Below are 22791 nucleotides of genomic sequence, written 5' to 3'. Positions count from 1 at the left end.
AGCCGAAATGAGGAACGAGACATGACGGTTACCCCTACGCCCAGCCCACGTACGACCACCAGGGCAACGAGTCCTCTCCGGAGCCGTCCGGCCGTCCGGCGCCTGCTGGAGCCGCAGACGCTCACCCCCGCCGATCTGTCCATGGTGCTGCTCGTCACCGAGGGGCCCGCCGACCGTCCCATGCCCACCGTCACGGTCGCCGGGATTCCCGCCGTGATGCGCGAGTGCGCCGCCCTCGGCATCCGGTCCGTGAAGCTCTTCGCCGAGTCCGCCGAGCGGGACGCCACGGGGGAAATCTCACTCGAACCCGACGCGCTCATGTCCCGTGCCATCCACGCGTGCAAGGAAGCGGAACCGCAGATCGCGGTCATGACGGAGACGTGCCTCTGCTCGTACACCACCGATGGAGTCTGCTACGTCACCGACCAGCACGGGCGGCCGGACGTGGCCGCGACAGTGCAAGTAACAGCCTCACAAGCCGTGGTCCACGCGGAAGCGGGCGCGGACGTCGTGGGCCCCGCATCGATGCTGCTCGGCACAACCGGGGGCGCCCGGCGCGCACTGGACGAGACGGGACACGAGGGGGTGTCCGTCATGCCTCACGTCATCTTCTGGTCGAGCCTGTACGACGGATTCCGGCTCACCATGGGGGCGACTCCCAAAGCAGGGGCCAACCGGGAATTCCAGATCAATCCAGGCCGTGCCGACCAGTTCGTCGACACCGCCTTACGCATGGAGGCGGACGGGGCCGACATGATCCTTCTGGAGCCCGCGCAGTTCACGGCGGATGTACTCGCCACGCTCCGGACGCAGACGCGAGCACCGCTGTTCCCGTTCTCGGTTGGATCAGCCCGCGGCGTCTGGTGCCGTGCATCGCAAGGCGGAGGATCGCCCTCGTACTGGACGTACTTGGGCGACTCCGACAACGCGGCGAGGTGCGGCCCGCCGCGGCAGCGGCTCATGTCACTGCGGCGTCGCGGGCCCACGAAGATCGACCGGACAGGACCTAGCCGCGAGGGTGGCCCGTACCGCGTCGAGGATCGAATGCGCGCCCTGGTCGACGAGGTCAGCGGCCAGGGTCGCACCGAGCTTTTCCGGCTCGTCGGACGGACCGGTGAGCGCACCCGAAACGCGCTGCTGACCGTCCAGCGACGTCACCTGGCCGAACAGCTTGAGAGTCCCGTCCGGCAGGGTCTCGGCATACGCGCCCACGGGCACGCTGCACCCGCCGTGCAGTTCGGCGAGCAGAGCGCGCTCCGCCCTAACCTGACTGTCGACACCTGCGTCGCCGACCGTGGACAGGATCTCGCGCAGCGGGGCCGAATTCTCGTCTGTACGGACCTGGATCCCGAGTGCCCCTTGACCAGGGCTCGGCGGAAAGAGGTCGAGCGGCAGCACCTCCCCGATCGCGTCGTCCAGGCCGAGCCGGCGAAGCCCCGCCACTGCGAGGACGACCGCGTCAAGCCCCATGGTTTCGATCTTCTTCAGGCGGGGCGGGACGTTGCCCCGGATCGGGACGATTTCCAGATCGGGCCGCACCGCGAGGAGTTGCGCGATCCGGCGTGGGGCGCCCGTTCCGACCTTCGCGCCCTTTCGCAACCCGGCGAGGGTCGAGCCGCACAGCGCATCTCCCACGTCCTCGCGTCCCGGCGGGGGCAACAGAATGAGCCCGCGAGGGTTGGCTGTCGGAAGGTCTTTCATCGAATGGACAATCACGTCCACGTCACCGCGGCACAACGCCGCTTCCTGCTCGGTACTGAAAGCCGATCCGCCGCTGACAGCGGACACGCTCGACAGGAGCGACTTTCTGTCCTTGTCGCCCCCTTCCAGGATCGCCCGATGCGTGAAAGTGGTCTCCGGGAATCGCTCGCGCAGTGGGCGCAGATAATCCCGCACTTGAGCTTTGGCAAGGTTGCTTGCGCGCGAGCCGACGAGGTACTGAGCCACGGTGACCAACTCTCCGAGCCTGACAAGGTGTCATCAGGCTATGACGCGGCACAGCGTGCTCATACAGACACAGGGTCGGTTACGGCGGTTACGGCCCTGCACGGCTCACGGCAGTACGCGGCACAGCGCGTCCAGCGCGCCCGTCCACGCGCTGTCCGGCGGGGTGGCGTAGCCGACCACCAGGGCGTCGCGCTCCGGCGGGGCCGAGGGGTGGGCGAAGCGGGACAGGCCTTCCACCGCGAGCCCCTGCCAGGCCGCGGCCTCGATGACGGATCGCTCGGTGCCGGGCGGCAGTTCGAGGACGGCGTGCAGGCCGGCCGCGATCCCGGTGACGCTGATGCCGGGCGCCCGCTCCGCCAGCGCCTCCACGAGCTGGTCGCGGCGGCGCCGGTAGCGCAGCCGCATGGAGCGGACATGACGGTCGTACGCGCCCGAGGCGATGAACTCCGCGAGCGTGAGCTGATCCAGCGCGCTCGACGCCCACTCCGCCTCCCCCTTCGCCGCCAGCACCTCTCCGACCAGTTCGTCGGGCAGCACCAGCCAGCCGAGGCGCAGCCCCGGGGCCAGGGACTTGCTCGCCGTGCCGACGTACGCGACCCGTTCGGGATCGAGCCCTTGAAGGGCGCCGACGGGCTGGCGGTCGTACCGGAACTCCCCGTCGTAGTCGTCCTCCAGGATCAGCCCGCCCGTACCGCGCGCCCAGTCCACGGCCGCCGCGCGCCGGTCGGGATGGAGGGCCACCCCTGTCGGGAACTGGTGCGCGGGCGTCAGCAGCACCGCGCCGACGCCACGGGCGCCCGCCGGGTCCGGCAGGCCGGCCAGGTCCTCGGTGCGTGTGCCGCGCGCGTCCAGTGCGAGCGCGGGGGTCCGCAGCCCGGCGCCGGTCAGCAGGTCCCGGTGCATGTCGAGGCCGTACGACTCGGTGGCCACCGCCCGTACCCGGCGCGCGGCCAGGACCTTCCCGAGCAGCGTCAGCCCGTGGACGAAGCCCGCGCAGACGACGATCCGCCCGGGGTCGGCGTACACGCCGCGCGCCCGCGCCAGGTAGTCGGCGAGGACGGTACGCAGCTCGATCCGGCCGCGCGGGTCCCCGTAGCCGAAGGCCTCGTGCGGCGCGGCCGTCAGCGCGCGGCGGGCGGCCGTGAGCCACTGCGCCCGGGGGAACGCGGCGAGGTCGGGGGTGCCCGGCATCAGGCTGTACGCGGGCCCGCGGCGGACCGGCCGCGTTCTCGGCGCGGCGGGCGCGGGTCTGCGGGGCGCGGCGCGCCGGGCCACCCGGGTCCCCGAGCCCTGCCGCGCGGTGAGCCAGCCCTCGGCGACCAGCTCGGCGTACGCGTCGGCGACGGTGTTACGGGCGATGCCCAGATCGCCGGCGAGCGAACGGGAGGACGGCAGCCGGGTGCCGGGCGCGAGACGGCCGGTACGGACGGCGTCGCGCAGGGCGTCCATGAGCCCGGAGCGCAGCCCGGAACCGCGCAGCTCCAGATGCAGATCGACGCCGGCGATCGGGATATTGGCCCAGGAATCCGTCATGGAAGTGGACCATACCGGGGTGCCACTGGACGCGTAGCGTCGTACTCATGACGACGACACGCACGACCACGACAGACACGACGACGACAGACTCGGCGAACGCGTCCAAGGGGTACGCACCGGAGCACAGCCCCCGCCTGGACATGGCCAAACTCGCCCCCGAGGTCTACAAGGCCATGGTCCGGCTGGACGCGGCGGCCCGGCAGGGCGTCGATCCGACCCTGCTGGAACTGGTCAAGATCCGCGCCTCCCAGCTCAATCACTGCGCGTTCTGCCTCGACATGCACACGAAGGACGCGCTGGCGGCCGGCGAGTCGGTGGAGCGGATCATCCAGCTCAGCGCCTGGGAGGAGTCGCGGCACTTCTATACGCCGAAGGAGATCGCGGCGATCGAGCTGACCGAGGCGGTCACCGTACTGACCGACGGTTTCGTGCCGGACGAGGTGTACGAGAAGGCCGCGGCCCACTTCGACGAGACCGAGCTGGCCCGTCTCATCGCCGCGATCACGGTGATCAACGCCTGGAACCGGTTCGGGGTGACCTCCCGGATGGCCCCGGGTCACTACACACCCGGCCAGTTCAAGCACTGATGGCGGCCATCGCTTTCCGCGCCCTGCACCACGGCCGCGCCGTCGACGTCCCACTGGTCCTGCCGGGCCCGTGGGACGCGGCCGGCGCCCGCGTCTTCGCCGACGCCGGGCCGCCGACCCCTACGTCTCCGTGAGCCACTTCTTCCAGGTCGGCTCATTCGCCTTGACCCACTTCGCCGCGGCCTCCTCCGGCGAGAGCTTCTGCTCCGCGATCATCAGGGCGACCTCGTTCTGCTGCTCCGTCGTCCAGCTGAAGTTCTCCAGGAACCGGGCCGCGCTCCCGCCCTTCTTCGCGAAGTCCGCGTTGAGGAACTTCTGGAGCGGGGTGTGCGGATAGGCGCAGGCGACCTTTTCGGGGTCGGCGTCGCAGCCCTCCTTGTACGCGGGGAGCTTCACCTCCGTCATCGGCACCTTCTGGAACAGCCACTGCGGCTTGTACCAGTACGTGAGGAAGGGCTTCTTCTCCTTGGCGAACTGCTTGATCTGGGTGATCTGCGCCGCCTCCGAGCCCGAGAAGACGACCTGGTAGTCCAGATCCAGGTTGTTCACCAGCGCCTTGTCGTTGGTGACATACGACGGCGAGCCGTCGAGCAGCTGCCCCTTGCCGCCGCTCTCCGCCGTGCGGAGCTGGGAGGCGTACGTGTTGAGGTTGCGCCAGTCGGTGACGTCCGGGTGCTGCTCGGCGAAGTACGTCGGTACGAACCAGCCGATGTGGCCCGTGACCCCGAGGCCGCCGCCCGGCGCGATCGTCTTCTTCTCGTCGACGTACCGCGCTTCCTGGTCCGGGTGGCCCCAGTCCTCCAGGATGGCGTCGACCCGGCCCTGGCTGAGCGCGTCCCAGGCGGGGACCTCGTCGACCTGGACGGTGTCCACGCGGTAGCCCAGTTCGTGTGCGAGCAGATACGACGCCACGGCCACATTCGCCTGCGCGCCGACCCAGGACTGTACGGAGAGGGTGACGGTCTTCGCGCCCTGCGCGTTGGCGTACGGGGACGCCTGCTTGGTCATGTCGGCCGCGCCGCAGCCGGTGGCGGCGAGCAGGGCGCCGGCCGAGGCGAAGACGGCCAGGATCCTGTGCGTACGAGCCATGTCAGGCCGCCTTCCTGGTCCGGCCGGTACGGCGTTCCGTACGGCGTTCCGTACGGCGTTGCGTGGGCTGGGTCACCCGGTCGAGCATCAGACCGAGACAGACGATGGCCGCGCCCGCGACGAGGCCGGTCGCCAGGTCGCCCTGGGCAAGTCCGAACACGACGTCGTACCCGAGCGCCCCGCCGCCCACCAGACCGCCGATGATGACGACGGCGAGCACCAGCACGACGCCCTGGTTGAGCGCGAGACGCAACGCGGGCCCCGCGAGCGGCAGTTGGACCTGGCGCAGCTGCTGGCCGCCGGTCGCGCCGAGCGAGCGTGCCGCCTCTATGGCGGCCGGATCGACCTGGCGCAGGCCCTGGGTGGTGATACGGACGACCGCCGGCAGCGCGTACACGACAGCGGCGGCGACCGCGGGGGCGCGCCCGACGCCGAAGAGCGCGACCACCGGGATCAGATAGACGAACTGCGGCAGGGTCTGGAAGACGTCCAGTACGGGCCTGAGCAGCGCTTCCATCCGTGAGCTGCGGGCTGCCGCGATGCCTGCGGCGAAACCGATGACGAGCGTGACGGCGACGGCCGCCAGCACCTGCGAGAGCGTGTCCAGCGAAGGCTTCCACACCCCGAGGACACCGATCGCGGCCATGGCGAGTACGGCGGTCAGCGCGGTCTGCCAGGTGCCGATCAGCAGCGCGAGGGCGGCGACGAGCAGCAGGACCGCCCACCAGGGCAGGGCCTGGAGGCCGCCGCGCAGCGGGTCGAGCACCCAGGTGGTGAAGCGACCGGCCCAGTCGGCGGTGCCGCCGATGACGGGGACTCCGGAGTAGAGATGGGCGGTCATCCAGTCGACGGCCCGGTTGACGGGCTCGGCGATGTTGACGGTCCAGGTCTCGGGCCAGTCGAGCCGGTCCGTGAGACGTCCCGCGATCGCCACGAGGACGGTCGCCACGGCTGCGACGGCCCAGCCGAGCCGGCCGCGCTTCCCCGGACCGGATCCCGTACCGGATCCCGCCGCCGCCGTCGTACGGTCCAGAACCACCGCCAGCAGGACGATCGGCAGCCCCGCCGCCAGCGCCGCGCCCACATCCACCGAGGCCAGCGCCTGGTACACCCGGTCGCCGAGTCCCCCGGCGCCGATCACGGACGCGATCACGGCCATCGAGAGCGCCATCATGATCGTCTGGTTGAGACCGAGCAGCAGCTGCTTACGGGCGAGCGGCAGCCGTGCCGTCAGCAGCCGCTGCCGGGCGGTCGCGCCGAGCGAGGAGACGGCCTCCATCACACCGCGGTCGGCCTCGCGCAGCCCGAGCGCGGTCAGCCTGGCCATCGGCGGAGCCGCGTAGACGACGGTCGCGAGGACCGCCGCAGGGACGCCGATGCCGAAGACCAGCACCACGGGCAGCAGATACGCGAAGGCGGGCAGGACCTGCATGGTGTCGAGCACCGGCCGCAGCGCCCGGTAGAGCCGGTCCGAGAGCCCGGCGGCGAGGCCGAGCAGGGCTCCCAGCACCACGGACGCGGTGACGGCGACCACCATGAGAGCGAGCGTCTGCATGGTGGGCACCCACATACCGAGCACCCCGCAGACGGCGAACGACACGGCGGCGGTGAGCGCGAGCCGTACGCCCGCGACGCGCCAGCCGATCAGCCCGGCCGCCGCGGTGACCCCGGCCCAGCCGGCCGCGAGCAGCAGCAGATACACGCCGCGCACGGAGAGCACGACGGCGTTGCTGATGTGCCCGAAGAAGTAGAGGAAGAGGGGGTGGCTGTCGCGGTTGTCGATGATCCAGTCGCTGGCGCTGCCGAGCGGTGCGGACAGATCGACGGTCAGCGCGTCGGGCCAGGCGGTGCCCGGCCAGCGGATCAGGGCCAGGGGTACGAGGACCGCGGCGAACAGGACGAGCGGCAGCAGCTTGCCGAGCGCGCGGCCGCGGGCCGAGGAGAGCGCGGCGGGCGGGCCCCCGCGCTCGACGGGCGGGTGGGGCGCGGTGGTCGCGGCGGTCATCGGAGCGCCGCCCTTCCGGCCTCCGCCCTCGCTCCGGGGGCTCCGGGCGGCTCACCGGGACCCGTCGCGCCTGTCATGCCGGTCGCCTCCGCCGTACCCGCCACCACGTTCAGCAGGCGCTCGCGGTCCACGACCCCGAGCAGCCTGCCCCCGTCGACCACGCGCGCCGCCGCGTCCCCGGAGCGCGCGAGGGCCTCGATCGCCTCGGAGACGGTCGCGGTCGGCGCCAGCGCGGGCCCGGAGTCGGCGTCGCCCGCCAGCGGGCGCCGCATGGCGGCCCCGACGGTGATGACCTGCTCGCGCGGTACGTCACGGACGAAGTCCCGTACGTACGCGTCGGCGGGCCGGCCCACGATCTCCTCCGGCGTACCCAGCTGGACGACACGGCCGTCACGCATCAGCGCGATCCGGTCGCCGAGGCGCAGCGCCTCGGACAGATCGTGCGTGATGAAGACCATCGTGCGGTGCTCCTCGTGGTGCAGCCGGATGACCTCCTCCTGCATATCGCGGCGGATCAGCGGGTCCAGGGCGCTGAACGGCTCGTCGAAGAGCAGCACTTGGGGGTCGACGGCGAGCGCGCGGGCCAGCCCGACGCGCTGCTGCTGACCGCCGGAGAGCTGGCCGGGACGGCGGTCCTCCAGCCCTTCGAGGCCGACCTTGCCGATGACCTCGGCGGCCTTCTCGCGGCGCTGGGCCCGGCCCATGCCCTGGATCTCCAGGCCGTAGGCGACATTGTCGAGGACCGAGCGGTGCGGCAGCAGACCGAAGTGCTGGAAGACCATCGCTGCGCGGTGGCGGCGCAGTTCGCGCAGCCGGGCCCGGTCCATCGACAGGACGTCCTCGCCGTCGATGGCGATCGCGCCGGCCGTCGGCTCGATGAGCCGCGTCAGACAGCGCACGAGCGTGGACTTGCCGGAGCCCGACAGCCCCATGACGACGAAGACCTCGCCCTTGCGGACGTCGAAGGAGACGTCGCGTACGGCGGCGGTGCAGCCGGTACGTTCGCGCAGCTCGGCGGCGGTGAGCGCGGCGAGGTCCGGGGTGCCGGGGACGCGGTCGGCCTTGGGGCCGAAGACCTTCCAGAGGTCGCGTACGGCGAAGACCGGCGGCCGTTCCGACACCTCGCTCTCCGTGCCGGGCGGGGTGAGGTCCTTGCCCGCCGGGTCGTTCCCGCGTGCCGTCTCCGCCGCTGTCCCCGCTGCCGTCTCCGCCCCTGTCCCCGCCGCTGTCCCCGCCGCTGTCCCCGCCGCTGTCTCCGCGTCGCTCATCGCTTCGGGCCCTTCTGGTCGTGGCGGATCTCGTCATGAGCCTCGTCGCGGGCCTCGGTCAGCAGCTGGGCGCACTTCTCGCCGACCATCAGCACCCCGATCATGGGATTCACCGCGGGCATCGTCGGGAAGACGGACGCGTCGGCGATGCGGATTGCCTCAAGCCCCCGGATTCTCAAGTCGGGTGCCACGACGGCCTGTTCATCGGTCGCGGCGCCCATCCGGCAGGTGCCCGCCGGGTGGTACACCGTGTGCGCGCACTTACGGGCGTACTCGCTCAGCTCCTCGTCGGAGGTGACCTCGGGCCCCGGGCAGACCTCCCGCTTCAGCCAGCCAGCCAGCGGCTCGGCGGCGGCGACCCGCCGCGCGATCCTGATGCCGTCGACGAGGGTCCGGCCGTCGTAGTCGTCCTCGTCGGTGAAGTAGCGGAAGTCCAGGGCCGGTTTGACCTCGGGGTCCGCGCTCGTGAGATAGAGCCGGCCGCGGCTGCGCGGCTTGGGGATGTTCGGGGTCATCGACACGCCGTGCGCGGGGCGCTCGTACCCCAGCCGCTCCGGATTGTCGGTGAACGGGATCTGGTAGAAGTGGAACATCAGGTCCGGGCCCTCGGCCGCCGGATCGCGCCGGACGAACAGCCCCGCGTCGGAGTCCATCGCCGAGTTCTCCGGGATCGGCCCGTCCGTCTCCCAGACGATCACCGACTCGGGGTGGTCGAGCAGGTTCTCGCCGACGCCCGGCAGATCGTGGACGACGGGTATGCCGAGCTTCTCCAGATCCGCGCGCGGTCCGATGCCGGAGTGCAGCAGCAGCCGCGGAGTGTCCACGGCCCCCGCGCAGACGAGGACTTCGCGCCGGGCCTCGATCAGCCGCTCCTCGCCGTCCGCCGTCCGTACGTGCACGCCTGTCGCGCGCGTGCCCGCCAGCGCCAGCCGGAATGCCCAGGTCTCCAGCAGCAGTTGGAGGTTCGGCCGGTCGAGGAAGGGATGGAGATACGCGACGGACGCGGAGGACCGCTGGTTGTTCTCCGGGTGGTACGCGAGGTCGAAGAAGCCGGCGCCCTCGTGGAAGGGCTTCTTGTTGAAGCCCTCGACGCGCGGGACGCCCAGCGCGTCGCGCGCCGCGTCCACGAAGTCACGGGCGATGGAGTTACGGTCCCGCTCGTCCACCGGCACGATGTTGTTCCGCAGCCGGCCGAAGTACGGGTCCATCGCGGCGGCGTCCCAGCCCTCGGCCCCGGCCGCCGCCCACTCGTCCCAGTCGGACGGCAGCGGCTTGAAGGCGATCAGCGTGTTGTGCGAGGAGCAGCCGCCGAGCACCCGGGCCCTGCTGTGCCGGATGTGCGAGTTGCCGCGCGGCTGCTCGGTCGTCGGGTAGTCGTAGTCCAGCTCACCGCCCAGGAGCCCCATCCAGCGCCGCAGCGTCAGTACGTCCGGGCGGTCGACGTCGGAGGGGCCGCCCTCGATGACGGCGACGGTGATGTCCGGGTCCTCGGTGAGGCGGGAGGCGATCACCGATCCGGCGGTGCCGCCGCCGACGACGACGTAGTCGTACTCGGCGGCGTACGCGTACTCCGGCTCGGGCTTGGGCTTGGGCTCGTCCATGGTGGTCTCTGCTCCTCTGCCGAATGCGGTGCGACGGTGCGGGACGGCTGTCAGCCCGTGAACCAGCGGACCGGACGCGGTGCGAGGTTCTGGTAGATGTGCTTGGCCTCGCGGTATTCGGCGAGCCCCGCGGGCCCCAGCTCCCGTCCGATGCCGGACTTGCCGAAGCCGCCCCACTCCGCCTGCGGCAGATACGGGTGGAAGTCGTTGATCCAGACGGTGCCGTGCCGCAGCCGTCCCGCCACGCGCCGCGCGCGCCCCGGGTCCGCGCTCCAGACGCCGCCCGCCAGCCCGTACTCGGTGTCATTGGCGAGGGCCACGGCCTCGTCCTCCGTACGGAAGGTCTCCACCGTCAGCACGGGCCCGAAGACCTCTTCCCGTACGACCCGCATCCCGCGGTGGCACTGGTCGAGCACGGTCGGCTCGTAGAAGTAGCCCTCGGCGGGCCGGACGTCCGACGGCTCGGGCCGCTTGCCGCCGGAGCGCAGCACGGCGCCCTCGGCCAGGGCGGAGGCGACGTACTCCTCGGTCTTCGCCAGCTGCCGCGCGGAGACGAGCGGTCCGCACTCCACGTCCTGCTCCGTACCGCGGCCGAGGCGGATCCGCGCGGCGCGGCGGGCGAGCTCACCGACGAAGCGCTCCCGTACGGACTCCTCGATGATCAGCCGCGCACCGGCCGAGCAGACCTGGCCGCTGTGGATGAACGCGGCGTTCAGCGCCTGGTCGACGGCGGTGTCGAACCCCTCGTCGGTGGCGCAGGCGTCCGCGAAGACGACGTTCGGGTTCTTGCCGCCGAGTTCGAGGGCGACCTTCTTCACGCCGGGCGCGGCGGCGCGCATGACCTGCGTACCGCTGCTGAGCCCGCCGGTGAACGAGACGAGGTCCACATCCGGGTGCTCCGACATCCGGGCGCCCACCGGGTCGCCCGCGCCGGTCACCAGATTGGCGACGCCGGGCGGCAGGCCCGCCTCGGCGAGCAGATCGATGAGGTCGATCGTGGAGAGCGGGGTGAGCTCGCTCGGCTTGACGACAAAGGTGTTACCCGCGGCGAGCGCCGGGGCGATCTTCCAACTCGCTTGCAACAGCGGGTAGTTCCACGGGGTGATCAGCGCGCAGACGCCGACGGGCTCATGGACGACCACGCTGTGGACGGTGTCCGAGCCGGCGTCGACGACCCGGCCGCCGCTCTCGTTCATCACGAGATCCGCGAAGTAGCGGAAGGCGTCGGCGACGCAGTCGACGTCGACGCGCCCCTCCTCCAGGGTCTTGCCCGAGTCCCTGCTCTCCAGCAGCGCTATCTTCTCGCGGTTGCGGATCAGCAGATCGGCGGTCGTCCGCAGCAGCCCGGCCCGCTCGGCGACCGGGGTACGGGGCCACGGGCCCTCGTCGAAGGCCATACGCGCGGCGGCGATCGCGGCGTCGGCATCCTCGGCGCCGCCCTCGGACACGACGGCGAGGACCGTCGCGTCGGCGGGGTCGAGGATGTCTCGTGTGGCGCCGGAGGCGGCTGCACGCCACTTTCCGTCCACATGAATCGTCTGTTGTGCCGACACGTCGCGTATCGCCTTCCCTTCCCGGAGCGTTCACCACCAGCAAGAACTGGCGATCCGGGCGCCTGCCCCACGGCGCGGAAAGCATGCGTGCCGGGTGACCGAAAGTGCCACGGGTCACCCGGCAAGGGCGTGTCCACCGGTCTCCCGGTCGGCCGGTCACTCCTCGTCGGGCTCGTCCCGTACGGTCAGTCCGGCCACCCACAGGGGCATCAGCGCGTGCACGACGAGCACCCCGAACAGCACCGGTGTGAGCAGCACACCCATCCGTACGTCGGCGAATCCGCCGGCCGCGAAGGCGCCGAGCACGGCGGCCAGCAGCAGGAGCGTGGTCACCCGGTGGGCGCGCGCGAGGACGCGGTCGCGTTCCCTGAGCTGGCGCTCGTCCAGCGCACGGCCGCGCAGCTCCAGCAGCCCGCGCGTGGCGCCATTGATCACGCCGGTCGCGAGGCACCAGGGCAGCAGCGCCCCGAAGAGGACGAAGAGCGGCCACATCGACTCGGTGAGCGCCGTGGTGACCGGCGCGGCGGCGCCGATCGCGGTCAGCGCGATATGCGCGCAGACGACGGCGCGCCTGCGCGCGGCCGTCGCGTAGAGCGGCCGCCCGTCGCGCCTGTTCATCACCGCGTACATCCGCCGGTCGTACTTCGTCAGTCCTGTGGTCATCGCCGCTTCCTCCCGTAGACCTCGTCCGTGAGCGGGCTGAAGGGTTCGAGGGAGAACAGCGCCTCCACGGGGAGGGCGAAGTACTCCGCGATCCTCAGCGCCAGGTCGAGGCTGGGGTTGTACTGGCCCCGCTCGATATAGCCGACGGTCTGGTAGTGGGCCCCGACGGCCTCGGCCAACTGCTGCCGGGACACCTTCCGTTCGGCCCTGACGACCGCCAGCCTATTGTGCACCTGCTCGCTCATGTATAAGAAGTACTACATTCAAGTGGAGGTACGCAACAACTCGCCTGTGTGCGCTGAGGAGTTGCGAAAGCCCGGCGGCTCCCCGCACACCGAAAACGCCCCCGGCGAGAACCGGGGGCGTTCGGATGTACGGAGAGGTACGGGAATGTGGTGAGCGGGATCAGATCAGACCGAGCTCGCGCACCGCGTCGCGCTCCTCGGCCAGTTCCCGCACCGAGGCGTCGATCCGGGTCCGCGAGAAGTCGTTGATCTCCAGGCCCTGGACGATCTCGTACACACCGTTCTCGGTGGTGACGGGGAAGGAGGAGATCAGCCCCTCCTCCACACCGTAGGAGCCGTCCGACGGGATGCCCATGGAGGTCCAGTCGCCCTCGGCCGTGCCGTTGACCCAGGTGTAAATGTGGTCGATGGCGGCGTTGGCGGCGGAGGCGGCCGAGGAGGCGCCGCGGGCCTCGATGATCGCCGCGCCGCGCTTGGCGACGGTCGGGATGAAGGTGTCGGCCAGCCACGCCTCGTCGTTGACGGTCTCCGCGGCGTTCTTGCCGGCGATCTCCGCGTGGAAGATGTCCGGGTACTGCGTCGCGGAGTGGTTGCCCCAGATCGTCAGCCGCTTGATGTCGGAGACGGCGGCGCCGGTCTTCGCGGCGAGCTGCGAGATGGCGCGGTTGTGGTCGAGGCGGGTCATCGCGGTGAAGCGCTCGGCCGGTACGTCGGGCGCGGCGGCCTGGGCGATCAGCGCGTTGGTGTTGGCCGGGTTGCCGACGACGAGGACCTTGATGTCGTCCGCGGCGTGGTCGTTGATGGCCTTGCCCTGCGGCTTGAAGATGCCGCCGTTGGCGGCGAGCAGATCACCGCGCTCCATGCCCTTGGTACGCGGGCGGGCGCCGACCAGCAGCGCCACGTTGGCGCCGTCGAAGGCGACGTTCGGGTCGTCCGTGATCTCGATGCCGCGGAGCAGCGGGAAGGCGCAGTCGTCCAGCTCCATCGCGGTGCCCTCGGCGGCCTTGAGGCCCTGCGGGATCTCAAGGAGACGCAGCTTGACCGGCACATCCGAGCCGAGCAGATGGCCGGAGGCGATGCGGAAGAGCAGCGCGTAGCCGATCTGGCCGGCCGCGCCGGTGACGGTGACATTCACGGGAGTGCGGGTCATGGCGATCTCCGTAAGACAGCTGGCGGTGGGGGTCCCTGCCCCTGGTGCGGGACATCTCCCCATCGCTGAACTGAATCTTGACGTGAAGAGATATCCAGCGGTCAGGCTATCCGACCCGGGACACCCCGGACCCACGCACCCTTGTGGCACGGCTCACGACAGGGGCGGGACGGCGTGGCGGCGACGGCCGCCACGACGGCTCCGTACTCGTCCAGCGGCTCCGCACTCGTCCAACGGCTCCGCACTCGTCCGGACGAGTAGGTCCGGGCCGGGCCCGGGTCACCGTACCGGGGTGCAGCCCGTCTCGCCCGAGGCGAGCGTCGCGCATGCCTTGGCGCCCGCGGAGTCCGGTGAGGCGACCATCGGGGTGTAGGCGTTCGTGGCGGTCTCGACCTCGCCGGTCTGGCCGCTCGTCTCGCCGCCCGCGGTGATCCGTACCTCGTCACCCACGACCGCCTTGGTGATCCGGGCCCAGGCCGCCGAGCAGGTCTTGCTGTAGCGGACCTCGATCAGGGCCGTACCGACGGTCGCGCTGGCGACGGTCTCGACGAACTCGCCGCCGCAGCCCATCTCTTCGGGGTCCTTGCCGGTGCAGGCGTCGCCGCCGCACTTCACCCCGGCCGGCAGTACGGGGGCGCTGCTGGACGGCGAGGGCGACGGGGACTCGGCGACGGTCTGCTCACCGCTGTCACCGCCGATGCCGGTCAGCAGCACCGCGCCGGCTGTCACCAGCGCCGCGCCCACGGCACTCGCGACGAAGATCGTCACCTTGCGCCGGCCGCGCTTCCGTCCTCCCGCCGGCGGCGGCCCCGCGAGAGACGGGCCCCCCGGCCGCGGCGGACCGCCGGGACCCCGCTGCTGCGGTACGGAGGGCGCCCCTGGCCCGCGCATGGCACCGAAGTCGGTGGTCGCACCGGCCGGCCGGCCTCCCGGGCCGCCGGGCCCACCTGTGCCGCCCGGCCCGCCGGACCGGACCGGCTTGCCGGACCCGCCGGCCGGGTTCTGGCTGAACTCCCCGAGCGCCGACCGCGCCTGGGAGATCCGTATCGCTTCCATCGTCATGTCATGGCGCATCTCGGACCGGCTCCAGGCACGCTCCGCCAGCTCCCACATCGTGGTCAGATGCCCCTGATGCGTGCCCGTCACCTCGGCCAGCGCGACGATCGCGCCCTTGGGAGCGAGCAGCCGCCCGTTCAGATAGCGCTCCCACGACGTCTTGCTGTAGCCGGTCCTGTCGGACACGGCGGCGATGCTCAGACCACTGCGGTCGACGAGCCCGCGCAGTTGGTTCGTGAACTCGCTGACCTCCGGATCGAGCCCCTCCGGCAGCGCCTTCCAACGAGGCATTCTGTGCCTCCCCCTTGTCCCCCCGCACGTGGTGGATATGCCCCGCGCTGTGTTCCCCCGCCGCCGGCCGCCCTCCCCGGCAGCCCAGCAGCGCACAGGAGCATTCGGAACGGTCTTCACGCCCCGTTGCGCGCCCCCGTACCGAACCCCGCACAGTCTCGCATCCGTTGCCCGTTGATCACACCATGGCGGAATGGTCACTTCCGTGCCACAGGCACCAGGCAGCGCTTGAATGATCTTGGCCGGTCCATGACGCTTATCTCATCACTACAGACCGACGGCGTCCGTCCTCCCTCGGGGGAGAGGACGGGCGCCGTCACCGGTGTTCATGACGCGGGTGCCCGGGGCGCGCGGCCCAGACACTCCTGTTCGCCGCCGCCTCCGGGCAGGAGACAGGCCCGCGCCTCGGACGGATCGGCGGCCGCCACCATCGGCGTCACGAGATAGCGGCCGGTGTCCCGCCGGGCGACCGCCGCGATCTGCTGCTCCCGCCGGCCGGGTACGGTCAGCACGACCCGGTCCCCCACCCGCAGCCCGGTCGCCCGCACCCATACGGTGCGGCACGTTTCGCCGTACCGCAGTTGGAGTCGTTGGCCGCCCGTCGCGGTGAGCGAGCCGAGAGTGGTCATCGCGCCATCGCCACCGCACCCCATGGGAGCCGGGTCCTCGCCTTCGCACGCCGGGCCGGTGCAACTGGGGCGCAGCGGGCCGGCGTTGCTCCACGCCGCGTCCTGGGGGACGTCCCGCCGCGCTCCGTCGTCGCCCGACAGCCATGCCCCGAGCACCGTCGCCACGGTGACGACGGCCACCCCCGCCGTCGCGGCGAGCACCGCGGTACGGCGTCTGCCGCGCGGCGCCCCTCCTGGCGTCGGTGGCGTCGCCTGCCCCGCCGGTACAGGTACGGGCGACGGCGGGGAGGGCCCTCGTACAGTCACGGCAGCGGCCCTGGTGTCCGCCGCCGCCCGGCCGCTCCAGGCGGCGTCCGCCAGCTCCCAGAGCGCGAGCAGCCGCCCCGGGGGCTCGCCCGCCAGCGCGCACAGGGCCACCACCGCCTGTCGCGGCAGGGGCTTCGTACCATTGAGATAGCGCTGCCAGGACGACTTGCTGTACGGCGTACGCCCGGCGAGCGCGACCAGGCTCAGCCCCGTACGGGCCCGGAGCGCGCTCAACTCGCCCGCGAGCCGGTCGCACTCCGCCGCCCGCTTCTCCGCCGCGTTCTCCAGCGCGCCGCTCACCGGCGTAACTCCGCCCAGGTGTCGGGCCCCACGATGCCGTCGCTGACCAGCTTCCGCGCCTTCTGGAACTCCTGCACGGCGGACTTCGCGCTCGGGCCGTAGAGCCCGTCGATCTCGCCCGGGTCGAAGCCGTGGCGCTTCAACAGGCACTGCGCCTCGACCACATCGGGTCCATTGCCGTTCAGGGCGATCAGCGCCTCGGCGGTCGTGCTGTGCCCGGCGTAGGCCGCGCCGTCCTTACGTCCCGTGTCGTCGCAGTCGTACGTACGGCCGGGACCGTACGTCAGCGGCTTCGTATCCCCGTCGCCTCCGCCCCCGTCGCCGCCCCCGGCCACCAGCAGCCCCGCCGCGAAGGCGACGGCCGCGGCCGCGATCGCACCGGCGAGCGCGTACCGCAACGGCACCCGCCGCCGACCGGACGGCCGCGCTCCGGAGTCCGGGGCCCCGGACTCTCGCGTCCCTGGCGGCTCGTCCACATGCTCGTCCGCATCCGCGCCCTCTGCACCCGTGCCGGCGGCGGCTTCTTCCGCGGCGGGCTCGGGCGGTTGCCGCTCGGCCACTTCGTGCAGGACGAGCAGCTTCGTCGGATCCATCCCGCAGACCTTGGCCAGTTCCTCGACGGCCTTCCGGGGCACCGGCTGTTTTCCGTTGAGATAGCGCTCCCAGGAGGAGCGGCTGTACCCCGTCTTCGCCGCCAGCGCGGCGAGTCCGAGGCCGGAGTGATCCTTCAACCGTCGCAACTGAATGATGAGTTGACGGTCCCTCTCGGGCAGTCCTGACGGGAGCGATGTCCAACGCGGCATGTCCACCTCATGCGTGATCGGGCCCCTTCGGGGTTCCACGTCCCCTTCCTCCCCCCGGACGGCGGCCTCGCAACACCCGGTTCCGTGGGCGGCCCCGCGCCGCCGCCATCCGGACAGGCCGCCACGCCGCGACAACCGGCCCACGGCGTCCCACGACATCCCATGGGATGCGGCGTCGCCACAGGTCAGGGCCGCGCGCGTCCCACAGCTGCCCGGTTCGACGGGCTTGCCTGGCGGCGGTACGAGGTGACGCGGAACAGTCTGTGGTGCACACCGGGCGGCGCGGTCCACCCCGCGCCGCCCTCGACATCCAACGGGGAGAAAACAACTCATGATCACTCGCAAGCGCATCGCTCTCGCGTCGGCCGCCCTGGCGCTCGGCGGGGGCCTGATCGCGGCCCCCGGCGCCCTCGCGTCGCAGGGCGCCCCGGCAGCCCAGGCAGCCGCGGAAGCCCAGGCAGCCCAGGGAGTCCAGAAGGCGTCGTGCACGTACCCGAACGTCTGCTTCATCAAGGGCGGCAAGACGGTCGCGTCGTACAAGGACATGGGCTACCAGAAGCTCGGCACCAAGGCCAGGTCGGCCACGGCCGGCCACAACAGCCGCAACGACGACGGAGCCAAGCTCTACTTCGTCCACACCAGCGGCAAGAAGGCGACGAGCTGCGCGAAGCCGCACCAGAGCTGGACCGTGAAGAAGGGCTGGAAGATGTACGCACTCGACATCCGCAACAGCCCGACCTGCAAGTAATCACGTAACAGGCACCGCACGCGTACGGCGGCCCGTCCTCCCCGGGGGAGAGGACGGGCCGCCGTCACAGGCCGTGGCACGCGCCAGGGAACCGCCGAGGCTACGGAACCGTCGAGTGGACGACGTCCTCCAGGAACGGGATCTCCAGCCACGGCTTGGGCTGCGTCATCAGGCTGAGCAGCACGATCGTGAGGCCCAGCAGGCCGTACGTGAGCATGTCGGTGAAGCGTGACCGTACGGCCAGCATGCCCACGGAGGGCAGTACGCGCCGCAGGACAGCGCCGCCGATGAGGGCCACGCCGATCAGGATGGTGCCGATCCGGAACGCCTCCGCGAAGGGGTGCGTGCCGACGATCAGCAGTCCGAGACCGGTCGTCCCGAGGACGCTGAGCAGGGGCCACTGCCGGGCCGGCGCCGGGGCGTCCGAGGGCGCGGCCCGGCCGCCGCCCTCGGGCCGTGCGGTGTCCCGGGTGAGCGAGAACCGCCGGCCGCGCTCCTCCGAGGTCCCGGTCCCGTCCGCGGTGCCCGGGGCGTCGCTCGTGTCCGGGGCGTCGGTCACGTCCGGGGTATCGGTCACGGAGCCCTGGTCGGCGGCCGTACCCGTCGTACTCTCCGCAGCCCCCGACCCGGGCTCCATGACCGCCTGCCCGTCGGCCTCCGGCGCCTGCCGTGTCCCGCGCCGCGACCGGGCCGCGTCGCCCGCGCTCGTACCAGCACCCATCAGTGGCGCCCCTTTCCGGTTCGGCTCGCGTTCAGCCCGCGTCCGCGACGGTGCGTTCGGCCGCCTCGACCACATTGACGAGCAGCTGGGCGCGGGTCATCGGACCGACACCGCCCGGGTTCGGCGAGATCCAGCCCGCCACCTCCGCGACGTCCGGGTGGACATCGCCGACGATCTTGCCGTCACCGTCCCGGCTGACCCCGACATCGAGGACGGCCGCGCCCGGCTTCACGTCCTCGGGCTTGATGATGTGCGGCACCCCCGCGGCGGCCACGATGATGTCGGCCTGCCTGAGCTGCGCCGACAGATCACGGGTGCCGGTGTGGCACTGCGTGACCGTCGCGTTCTCGGACTTACGGGTCAGCAGCAGCGGGATCGAGCGGCCGACGGTGATCCCGCGGCCCACGACCACGACATGCGCGCCCTTGATCTCGACGCCGTGGTGGCGCAGCAGCTGGATGATGCCGTACGGGGTGCAGGGCAGCGGCCCCGTCTCGTTGAGCACCAGCCGGCCGAGGCTCATCGGGTGCAGCCCGTCGGCGTCCTTGACCGGATCCATCAGTTCGAGCACCCGGTTGGTGTCGATGCCCTTGGGCAGCGGCAGTTGGACGATGTAGCCGGTGCACTCGGGGTTGGCGTTCAGCTCCGCGACCACGGCCTCGATCTCCGCCTGGGAGGCGGTGTCGGGCAGTTCGCGCTGGATCGAGGCGATACCGACCTGGGCGCAGTCGCGGTGCTTGCCGTTCACGTACCAGCGGCTGCCGGGGTCGTCCCCGACCAGCAGCGTGCCGAGGCCGGGTGTGACGCCCCGCGCCTTGAGGGCCGCCACGCGGGCGGTCAGGTCGGACTTGATCGCGGCTGCGGTGGCCTTGCCATCGAGAATCTGGGCGCTCATACCCCCATCCTCGCGGATGACCCCTCCCCGGTTCCAATTCGCTGCCCGTCCTGAGACGACCTGGGGGTTCGCCCGCCCCGCCGCACGTGCCGCGCGAGGTTGCACTTGCACAACGCCCGCCAATAGCGACTGGACAAAATAAGAGGTAGATAACACGATTACGGGCGCAGTACGCGGCCGTCGACGGGGGGCAGACCGCTCACTTCTGAGAAGTTCCTCCTCCACGTGGGTCGCACCGTCCCCGCATTACCAACGGAGGAACCCCGCCATGAGCTTCGGCGACCCCAACAACCCGTACGGCCAGCCCCAGGGCCAGCCCGGATCCGGTCAGCCCCAGGGCCAGCCGGGCTACGGCTACCCGCAGGGCCAGCCGCAGCAGCCCGGCTACGGCTACCCGCAGGCGCCGCCGGTCCAGCCGTACGGCGGCGGTGGCTTCCCGGGCGCCCCGACCGAGATGCCGGGCGGGGTGAAGGCCGCGCGCGTGATGCTGTGGGTCATCTTCGGCCTCAGCCTGATCGGCACCATCATCTTCGCGCTGGCCGCCGCGGCCGTCTCCGCCGCGAAGAACGACGCCCAGCTCCAGGACGACGTGCAGTTCCAGCAGCTCGCCGACTACTCGGGCAGCCTGCTCTGGGGCATGACCGTCATCGCCGTGCTGACCACCGCGATCTCGATCTACCTCGCCGTGAAGTTCGCCAAGGGCGGCAGCGGTGTCCGCGTCACGGCCCTCGTGTTCGGTATCGTCGTCGCGATCCTCGGCATCTACCCGTTCGTCGGGTTCGGCCTGATCTACACGGTCCTGGCCATCCTGATCGCCGTCTTCGTCGGGAAGTCCGACGGCGCCGCGTGGTTCAACAGCCCGCGCCACTGACGCCCCGGCAGTGCGTCTCTTAGCTCGCCGCACCGAGCAGGCATGAAGGCCGTAATACCCGTCCCCCAGCGGGTTTTACGGCCTTCCGGCGTTCTGCCTGCGTTCTTCCGGGGTACTGCTGTCCGCTGACAGGACTCAGTGGAAGAAGTGCCGCGTCCCCGTGAAGTACATCGTCGCGCCCGCCTTCCGCGCCGCCTCGACGACCAGCTCGTCACGGACCGAACCGCCCGGCTGCACCACCGCCTTGACGCCCGCGTTCAGCAGGATCTCCAGCCCGTCGGGGAACGGGAAGAACGCGTCGGACGCGGCGTACGCGCCACGCGCCCGCTCCTCGCCCGCCCGCGCCACCGCGAGCTTCGCGGAGTCGACGCGGTTGACCTGGCCCATGCCGACGCCCACCGACGCCCCGCCCTTCGCGAGCAGGATCGCGTTGGACTTGACCGCGCGGGACGCCTTCCAGGCGAAGGCCAGTTCGCGCAGCTCGGCCTCGGAGAGCGCCTCGCCGGTCGCGAGGGTCCAGTTCGCCGGGTCGTCGCCGTCGGCCTGGAGCCGGTCGGTGACCTGGAGCAGCGCGCCCCCGTCGATCGGCTTGACCTCCACGGACGCGGACGGGGCCTCGGGGCAGCGCAGTACGCGGATGTTCTTCTTGCGGGCCAGCACCTCGACCGCGCCGTCCTCGTAACCGGGCGCCACGATCACCTCGGTGAAGATCTCGGCGACCTGCTCGGCCAGCGCGACGGAGACCGGACGGTTGACGGCGATCACCCCGCCGAACGCGGACAGCGGGTCGCAGGCGTGCGCCTTGCGGTGCGCCTCGGCGACATCGTCACCGATCGCGATGCCGCACGGATTGGCGTGCTTGATGATCGCGACACAGGGCTCGGCGTGGTCGTACGCGGCACGGCGCGCGGCGTCCGTGTCCGTGTAGTTGTTGTACGACATCTCCTTGCCGTGCAGCTGCTCGGCCTCGGCGAGGCCGCCCTCGGCGCTGGTGTAGAGCGCGGCGGGCTGGTGCGGGTTCTCGCCGTAGCGGAGCACGTTCTTCCGGGTGTACGTGGCGCCCAGGAACTCCGGCAGGCCCGAGGTGTCGGCGGCCGCGTAGTTCTCGGCGAACCAGGAGGCCACGGCCACGTCGTACGCGGCCGTGTGCTGGAACGCCTCCGCCGCGAGCCGCTTGCGCGTCGTCAGGTCGAAGCCGCCGTCCCGTACGGCGCCGAGGACATCCCCGTACCGTCCGGGGCTGGTGACGACCGCGACCGAGGGGTGGTTCTTGGCGGCGGCGCGGACCATCGAGGGCCCGCCGATGTCGATCTGCTCCACGCACTCGTCGGGGGTGGCGCCGGAGGCGACCGTCTCGCGGAACGGGTAGAGGTTCACCACGACCAGGTCGAACGGCTCGATGTCCAGCTCGGCGAGCTGCTCACGGTGCGAGTCGAGCCGGAGGTCGGCGAGGATGCCGGCGTGGACGCGCGGGTGCAGCGTCTTGACCCGGCCGTCCAGGCACTCGGGGAAGCCGGTCAGCTCCTCGACCTTGGTGACCGGCACCCCGGCGGCGGCGATCCTCCCGGCGGTGGAGCCGGTCGAGACCAGGGTGACGCCCGCCTCGTGCAGCCCGCGGGCCAGCTCTTCCAGGCCCGTCTTGTCGTAGACGCTGACCAGCGCTCTGCGAATGGGGCGCTTCGTACCTTCGGCGGTCACTGGATCGTTACCTTTCGTCCCTCAATGCGATAGCCGTGCCGGGCCAGACGCCCCACGACCTCGACGAGCAGGCGTCGCTCGACTTCCTTGATGCGCTCATGGAGAGCGTCTTCATCGTCCTCGCCCCGCACCTCGACCACGCCCTGCGCGATGATCGGGCCGGTGTCGACACCGTCGTCGACGAAGTGGACTGTGCAGCCGGTGACCTTCGCTCCGTAGGCGAGCGCGTCGCGCACACCATGGGCACCGGGAAAACTGGGGAGCAGCGCGGGATGGGTGTTGACGACCCGCCCGCCGAAGCGCGCGAGGAACTCCTTCCCCACGATCTTCATGAAGCCGGCCGAGATCACCAGATCCGGCTCGTACGCCGCCGTCGCCTCGGCGAGCGCCGCGTCCCAGTCGTCACGGCTCGGGTAGTCCTTCACCCGGCACACGAACGTGGGAAGCCCGGCGCGCTCGGCGCGTTCCAGTCCCTCGATGGAGCCGCGGTCCGCGCCGACGGCCACGATCCGCGCGCCGAAGGCCACCGGGTCGTCGCCGATCGCGTCGAGCAGGGCCTGCAGATTAGTACCGGATCCGGAGACCAGGACCACGAGCCGGGCCGGGCGGGCGGAGGAGGGCGGGGAGGCCACGGCGGGCGCCTTTCTGGAGCGAGCACAGCCTGTGTGGGCGGCTGCTTGAATCGTCGTACGGTTTTGTGTGGTCGTACAAACGAATCACGTCCCCCGATACGGGGAACTCTACGAAGAAGCCGACCGTCAGCAACGATACCGGCACACCGAGCGGCCCCCACGGCACGGGGGCTTGGCCGGGAGGTAGCGTCTGGGGA

At 71.4% G+C, this 22791-nt stretch carries 20 protein-coding genes and 2 pseudogenes; 5 read left to right on the top strand and 17 right to left on the bottom strand.

From position 1 onward, the window contains the following. Positions 1–21: 21 nt before the first annotated feature. A pseudogene (locus IF11_RS43175) lies at positions 22–786 on the top strand (hypothetical protein); the annotation flags it as partial. 177 nt (positions 787–963) lie between these two features. On the opposite strand, the gene hemC reads toward IF11_RS43175, so the two are convergent. Together hemC and pdxR are read right to left on the bottom strand one after the other, a co-directional pair. Continuing rightward, a complete protein-coding gene (gene hemC / locus IF11_RS0112180) occupies positions 964–1947 on the bottom strand; it encodes a hydroxymethylbilane synthase (RefSeq protein WP_030351546.1) in 984 nt (327 codons plus the stop codon). A gap of 105 nt (positions 1948–2052) precedes the next feature. Beyond that, positions 2053–3480: a MocR-like pyridoxine biosynthesis transcription factor PdxR gene (pdxR, locus tag IF11_RS0112175; RefSeq protein ID WP_030351545.1), complete on the bottom strand. Its 1428-nt coding sequence runs from the start codon at positions 3478–3480 to the stop codon at positions 2053–2055. A gap of 47 nt (positions 3481–3527) precedes the next feature. On the opposite strand from pdxR, the gene IF11_RS0112170 reads away from it, so the two are divergent. Further along, complete coding sequence (locus IF11_RS0112170) at positions 3528–4070, top strand: carboxymuconolactone decarboxylase family protein (RefSeq protein WP_030351544.1); 543 nt, start codon at positions 3528–3530, stop codon at positions 4068–4070. Then, positions 4070–4201, top strand: a pseudogene (locus tag IF11_RS38780) (isocitrate lyase/phosphoenolpyruvate mutase family protein); the annotation flags it as partial. The gene IF11_RS0112170 and the pseudogene IF11_RS38780, both read left to right, overlap by 1 nt. Here the strand turns inward: IF11_RS38780 and IF11_RS0112165 are convergent. The 11 genes from IF11_RS0112165 to IF11_RS0112115 form a co-directional block, all read right to left on the bottom strand. Continuing rightward, positions 4191–5159 (bottom strand): ABC transporter substrate-binding protein, encoded by a 969-nt coding sequence (locus IF11_RS0112165; RefSeq protein ID WP_030351543.1) that lies wholly within the window; start codon positions 5157–5159, stop codon positions 4191–4193. The pseudogene IF11_RS38780 and the gene IF11_RS0112165 overlap by 11 nt on opposite strands. Position 5160: 1 nt before the next feature. Further along, entirely contained in the window at positions 5161–7164 is a 2004-nt protein-coding gene (locus IF11_RS0112160) for an ABC transporter permease (protein ID WP_051745827.1), read from the bottom strand. Beyond that, complete coding sequence (locus IF11_RS0112155) at positions 7161–8432, bottom strand: quaternary amine ABC transporter ATP-binding protein (RefSeq protein ID WP_078490632.1); 1272 nt, start codon at positions 8430–8432, stop codon at positions 7161–7163. The genes IF11_RS0112160 and IF11_RS0112155 overlap by 4 nt, the downstream gene beginning before the upstream one ends. After that, a complete protein-coding gene (locus IF11_RS0112150) occupies positions 8429–10033 on the bottom strand; it encodes a GMC family oxidoreductase (protein ID WP_051745825.1) in 1605 nt (534 codons plus the stop codon). The genes IF11_RS0112155 and IF11_RS0112150 overlap by 4 nt, the downstream gene beginning before the upstream one ends. Positions 10034–10083: 50 nt before the next feature. Continuing rightward, positions 10084–11586: an aldehyde dehydrogenase family protein gene (locus IF11_RS0112145; RefSeq protein WP_030351539.1), complete on the bottom strand. Its 1503-nt coding sequence runs from the start codon at positions 11584–11586 to the stop codon at positions 10084–10086. Between the two features lie 156 nt (positions 11587–11742). Beyond that, complete coding sequence (locus tag IF11_RS0112140; RefSeq protein ID WP_030351538.1) at positions 11743–12249, bottom strand: hypothetical protein; 507 nt, start codon at positions 12247–12249, stop codon at positions 11743–11745. Beyond that, positions 12246–12494: a helix-turn-helix transcriptional regulator gene (locus IF11_RS0112135; protein ID WP_030351537.1), complete on the bottom strand. Its 249-nt coding sequence runs from the start codon at positions 12492–12494 to the stop codon at positions 12246–12248. Before IF11_RS0112135 ends, IF11_RS0112140 begins: the two co-directional genes overlap by 4 nt. 160 nt (positions 12495–12654) lie before the next feature. Beyond that, positions 12655–13644 carry a malate dehydrogenase gene (locus IF11_RS0112130; protein ID WP_030351536.1) on the bottom strand — a complete coding sequence of 330 codons (990 nt, stop codon included), beginning with the start codon at positions 13642–13644 and terminating at the stop codon, positions 12655–12657. A 279-nt stretch (positions 13645–13923) separates the two neighbouring features. Next, positions 13924–14991 carry a helix-turn-helix domain-containing protein gene (locus tag IF11_RS0112125; RefSeq protein WP_030351535.1) on the bottom strand — a complete coding sequence of 356 codons (1068 nt, stop codon included), beginning with the start codon at positions 14989–14991 and terminating at the stop codon, positions 13924–13926. A 326-nt stretch (positions 14992–15317) separates the two neighbouring features. After that, positions 15318–16226, bottom strand: a complete 909-nt coding sequence (locus IF11_RS0112120; RefSeq protein ID WP_051745823.1) for a helix-turn-helix domain-containing protein — start codon at positions 16224–16226, stop codon at positions 15318–15320. Continuing rightward, positions 16223–17029: a peptidoglycan-binding protein gene (locus IF11_RS0112115; RefSeq protein ID WP_030351533.1), complete on the bottom strand. Its 807-nt coding sequence runs from the start codon at positions 17027–17029 to the stop codon at positions 16223–16225. The genes IF11_RS0112120 and IF11_RS0112115 overlap by 4 nt, the downstream gene beginning before the upstream one ends. A gap of 331 nt (positions 17030–17360) precedes the next feature. Between IF11_RS0112115 and IF11_RS0112110 the strand changes: the two genes are divergently transcribed. Next, positions 17361–17777, top strand: a complete 417-nt coding sequence (locus tag IF11_RS0112110; RefSeq protein ID WP_051745818.1) for a hypothetical protein — start codon at positions 17361–17363, stop codon at positions 17775–17777. 100 nt (positions 17778–17877) lie between these two features. Here IF11_RS0112110 and IF11_RS0112105 read toward each other — a convergent pair whose 3' ends face one another. Together IF11_RS0112105 and IF11_RS0112100 are read right to left on the bottom strand one after the other, a co-directional pair. Then, the gene (locus IF11_RS0112105) at positions 17878–18498 is read right to left on the bottom strand and encodes a DUF3017 domain-containing protein (protein WP_030351531.1); all 621 of its coding nucleotides are present in this window, start codon (positions 18496–18498) and stop codon (positions 17878–17880) included. Between the two features lie 31 nt (positions 18499–18529). Continuing rightward, positions 18530–19393, bottom strand: coding sequence for a bifunctional methylenetetrahydrofolate dehydrogenase/methenyltetrahydrofolate cyclohydrolase (locus IF11_RS0112100; RefSeq protein ID WP_030351530.1), 864 nt, complete (start codon positions 19391–19393; stop codon positions 18530–18532). A gap of 268 nt (positions 19394–19661) precedes the next feature. Here IF11_RS0112100 and IF11_RS0112095 point away from each other — a divergent pair, with 268 nt between their 5' ends. Next, a complete protein-coding gene (locus tag IF11_RS0112095; RefSeq protein ID WP_030351529.1) occupies positions 19662–20264 on the top strand; it encodes a DUF2076 domain-containing protein in 603 nt (200 codons plus the stop codon). 135 nt (positions 20265–20399) lie between these two features. Here the strand turns inward: IF11_RS0112095 and purH are convergent, their stop codons facing one another. Both purH and purN read right to left on the bottom strand, forming a co-directional pair. After that, the gene (gene purH, locus IF11_RS0112090; protein ID WP_030351528.1) at positions 20400–21962 is read right to left on the bottom strand and encodes a bifunctional phosphoribosylaminoimidazolecarboxamide formyltransferase/IMP cyclohydrolase; all 1563 of its coding nucleotides are present in this window, start codon (positions 21960–21962) and stop codon (positions 20400–20402) included. Then, on the bottom strand, positions 21959–22594 hold the full coding sequence (purN, locus tag IF11_RS0112085) for a phosphoribosylglycinamide formyltransferase (RefSeq protein ID WP_030351527.1): 636 nt from the start codon (positions 22592–22594) through the stop codon (positions 21959–21961). The genes purH and purN overlap by 4 nt, the downstream gene beginning before the upstream one ends. Positions 22595–22791 lie beyond the last annotated feature (197 nt).

It is taken from the genome of Streptomyces scopuliridis RB72, assembly GCF_000718095.1.
In the GTDB taxonomy this organism is placed as follows: domain Bacteria; phylum Actinomycetota; class Actinomycetes; order Streptomycetales; family Streptomycetaceae; genus Streptomyces; species Streptomyces scopuliridis.
This window is presented reverse-complemented; position numbering and strand designations above follow the sequence as displayed.

What these genes read in the sequence shown, in the direction of transcription:
- IF11_RS0112100 (WP_030351530.1), bottom strand. Translation starts at nt 19,393, where the DNA reads ATGAGCGCCCAGATTCTCGATGGCAAGGCCACCGCAGCCGCGATCAAG.
- IF11_RS0112105 (WP_030351531.1), bottom strand. Translation starts at nt 18,498, where the DNA reads ATGGGTGCTGGTACGAGCGCGGGCGACGCGGCCCGGTCGCGGCGCGGG.
- IF11_RS0112095 (WP_030351529.1), top strand. Translation starts at nt 19,662, where the DNA reads ATGAGCTTCGGCGACCCCAACAACCCGTACGGCCAGCCCCAGGGCCAG.
- IF11_RS0112130 (WP_030351536.1), bottom strand. Translation starts at nt 13,644, where the DNA reads ATGACCCGCACTCCCGTGAATGTCACCGTCACCGGCGCGGCCGGCCAG.
- IF11_RS0112115 (WP_030351533.1), bottom strand. Translation starts at nt 17,029, where the DNA reads ATGCCGCGTTGGACATCGCTCCCGTCAGGACTGCCCGAGAGGGACCGT.
- IF11_RS0112165 (WP_030351543.1), bottom strand. Translation starts at nt 5,159, where the DNA reads ATGGCTCGTACGCACAGGATCCTGGCCGTCTTCGCCTCGGCCGGCGCC.
- IF11_RS0112125 (WP_030351535.1), bottom strand. Translation starts at nt 14,991, where the DNA reads ATGCCTCGTTGGAAGGCGCTGCCGGAGGGGCTCGATCCGGAGGTCAGC.
- IF11_RS0112140 (WP_030351538.1), bottom strand. Translation starts at nt 12,249, where the DNA reads ATGACCACAGGACTGACGAAGTACGACCGGCGGATGTACGCGGTGATG.
- IF11_RS0112110 (WP_051745818.1), top strand. Translation starts at nt 17,361, where the DNA reads ATGATCACTCGCAAGCGCATCGCTCTCGCGTCGGCCGCCCTGGCGCTC.
- IF11_RS0112150 (WP_051745825.1), bottom strand. Translation starts at nt 10,033, where the DNA reads ATGGACGAGCCCAAGCCCAAGCCCGAGCCGGAGTACGCGTACGCCGCC.
- IF11_RS0112160 (WP_051745827.1), bottom strand. Translation starts at nt 7,164, where the DNA reads ATGACCGCCGCGACCACCGCGCCCCACCCGCCCGTCGAGCGCGGGGGC.
- IF11_RS0112155 (WP_078490632.1), bottom strand. Translation starts at nt 8,432, where the DNA reads ATGAGCGACGCGGAGACAGCGGCGGGGACAGCGGCGGGGACAGCGGCG.
- IF11_RS0112170 (WP_030351544.1), top strand. Translation starts at nt 3,528, where the DNA reads ATGACGACGACACGCACGACCACGACAGACACGACGACGACAGACTCG.
- IF11_RS0112135 (WP_030351537.1), bottom strand. Translation starts at nt 12,494, where the DNA reads ATGAGCGAGCAGGTGCACAATAGGCTGGCGGTCGTCAGGGCCGAACGG.
- pdxR (WP_030351545.1), bottom strand. Translation starts at nt 3,480, where the DNA reads ATGACGGATTCCTGGGCCAATATCCCGATCGCCGGCGTCGATCTGCAT.